General features: G+C 69.5%; 1 protein-coding gene. It reads right to left on the minus strand.

Going from position 1 to position 2,788, the window contains the following annotated elements; all coding sequences use genetic code 11:
* Positions 1 to 123 precede the first annotated feature (123 nt).
* On the minus strand, positions 124 to 2,709 hold the full coding sequence (locus ACFWPJ_RS29705; RefSeq protein WP_378856360.1) for an amino acid adenylation domain-containing protein: 2,586 nt from the start codon (positions 2,707 to 2,709) through the stop codon (positions 124 to 126).
* Between the last annotated feature and the right edge of the window lie 79 nt (positions 2,710 to 2,788).

Consider the following 2,788-nt stretch of genomic DNA (forward strand, 5'->3'; position numbering starts at 1 on the left):
GTCTGATGGCCGGCAGCATCGAACGAACAGGCAATCGTTTGGCTGTCGCGCTGTCGCTGTTCCAGGCTACTCCGGCTCCCGGCAGCCGCGCGGAATTCACGGAAACATTGACCCGGCATATCCTCAAGGGAGAGCAGGCCGCGGCGTTGACCCACCTTCACATCTTGATCGAAGCCGTCGGCCGCACATTGCGCCTTGCCGGTGCAGCAACTCGGCCGCGAGCTCCATGGTGGGCTCGGCGGGAAGCTCCGCGGCGGTGAGGCCGCCGAACTCGGTGAGCAGGTCCACGGTGGTGGGTTCGGGAGTGCGGCTGCCGCGGTCGGTGACGACGCGGGTGTCCATCATGGCCAGGGTCGCGACGGGTTCGCCTGCGCGGCGGAGCCGGACTGCCATCGCGTGGGCGATGGTGCCGCCGAGCGAGTAGCCGAGCAGGTGGTAGGGGCCGTGCGGCTGGACGGACCGGATCTCGCGGACGTAGCGGGCGGCGAGGTCGTCGAGCGAGTCGAACCGTGTGGTGGGGTCGGTCAGCGTCGGGGATTGCAGCCCGAGGACGGGGCGGTCGTGGTCGAGGTGCTGCACGAGTCCGCTGAAACCCCAGGCCAATCCGATGGCGGGGTGGACACAGAACAGCGGTGGGTCGGATCCGGCGGCACGCAGCGGGAGCAGGACCGAGAGTGCGTCGCCGGGTTCCTGTTCGTCGAGGCCGCGCCGGCGGGCGTCGATGCGGCGGGCCAGCGATTGCGGTGTCGGATCGGTGAAGACCCACTGGATCGGCACGTCGGTACCGGTCGACTCCACCAACCGCGCCACGAGTTGGGTGGCGGCCAGCGAGTTTCCGCCGAGGGCGAAGAAGCCGTCGTCGACGCTGACGCGGTCGATCTCGAGGGTCCGGGCGAAGGCGTCGCAGACGGTGGCCTCGAGCGGGGTGGACGGTGACCGGAACCGGGCGGGTACCAGCTCGGGTGCGGGGAGGGCTTTGTAGTCGAGTTTCCCGGTGGGGGCCAAGGGGATTCGGTCGAGGGTGAGGATGGCGGTGGGGATCATGTGCGTGGGCAGCCGGGTCGCGAGGTAGCCGGTCAGTGCGCCGGTGTCGGGGGTGGTGTCCGGGACGGGGACGACGTAGCCGGTGAGCTGGTCGGTGCCGTTGGGGTGGGTGTGCACGGTGACGGCGGCGTAGCTGATGTCGGGGTGGCTGCGCAGCGCGGCTTCGATGTCGCCGCGTTCGATGCGGTGGCCGTGGATCTTGAGTTGCAGGTCGCTGCGGCCCCTGTAGTGCAGTGTCCGGTCGGCGGTCCAGGTGACCAGGTCGCCGGAGCGGTACATCCGTGTCCCCGGCGGGCCGTAGGGGTCGGCGACGAACCGGGCCGCCGTGATGGTGGGCTGATTGTGGTAGCCGCGGGCGAGGCCGGGTCCGGACACGTACAGTTCGCCCGCTACGCCGGGTGGGACGGGACGCAGCCTGCGATCGAGGACGACGGCGGTGAATCCGCGGGTCGGGCCCCCGAAGGTCATCGGGCTGTCGTCGGCGGTGCTCCGGGGAGCGTCGGCGCAGCTCATGATGGTGGTTTCGGTCGCGCCGTAGGAGTTGATCACCGTGCGGCCCGGTATCCATTGCCGGGCCAGGGCCGGTGGGCAGGTCTCGCCGCCGAGGATCAGGGTGCGCAGGGTGTCGAGTTCGTCGGGGGGCAGCGAGGCGAGCACCGTCGGGGTGAAGGCCGCATGGGTGACGCGTTCGGCGGCGATCGACTCGGCCAGTTCCGCGCCGGCGACTACCGGTGCGGGGGCGAGCACCAGGGTGGCGCCCGCGGCTGCGGCGCTGAGCAATTCGAGGACCGAGACGTCGAAGGTCAGGGCGGCGGCGGCCAGCACGCGCGAGTCCGGGGTGAGGCCGAACCGTTCCCGTGTCTCGGCGGCGAGATCCGCGATCCCGCTGTGGGTGACCAGGACGCCTTTGGGAATCCCGGTGGAGCCCGAGGTGTAGATCAGGTAGGCCGGGTGCTGTGGCCGGAGCTGGCTCGTGCGGTCGGCGTCGGTGATCGCGGCGGGCGACGCCGACGCTGTCGCCGCGCCGAAGGACGGGTCGTCGAGGGCGAGCCAGCTCATGGTGTCCGCCAGCCGATCTCGGTGAGCGCCGAGTGTCAGCCCCACGGCGGCACCGGAATCGGTGAGGATGCGGGTGATCCGGTCGTGCGGATGGGCGGGGTCGATCTGGACGAACGCGCCGCCGGATTTGGCGACCGCCCACACGGCGATCACGGCGTCGATCGAGCGCGGTAACGCGATGGCAACCAACGATTCCGGTCCTATCCCCGCGTCGATCAGAACCCGGGCCCATCGGTTGGAGGTTTCGTCGAGTTCGCGGTAGGACAGCCGGACACCGTCGCAGACCACCGCTTCGGTGTCCGGCGTCATCGCGGCCGTCAGTACCTGCGGCAACACCGACATCACCGCACCGGGCCCGCCGCGAACGGGTACCAGCGTGGCTCGCTCGACCGGCGAGAGTAGTTGCAGCCGGACCAGCGGGAGGTCGATGTGTTCGGCGATGGTGTCGAGCACGCGCACCATCCGGTCGGCGATGACGTCGATCTGGTTCCGGGTGAACAGTTCCGGAAGATACTTGAACGTCAGGTGCACCTGGGTGTCGTGGTGGACGACGAGGCCGAGCGGATAGTGGGGGGGGGCCCCGCCGCGCCCCGCGGGGTCTCGCAATCCCCCCCTTTATTTGTCTTATAAAAAAAAGACTCGGGCGCCCGAAATATATGTTTTTATATCGGTGGGGGGCGGCTCC

The sequence above is a fragment of the Nocardia sp. NPDC058497 genome (genome assembly GCF_042720195.1).
Classification (GTDB): Bacteria; Actinomycetota; Actinomycetes; order Mycobacteriales; family Mycobacteriaceae; genus Nocardia.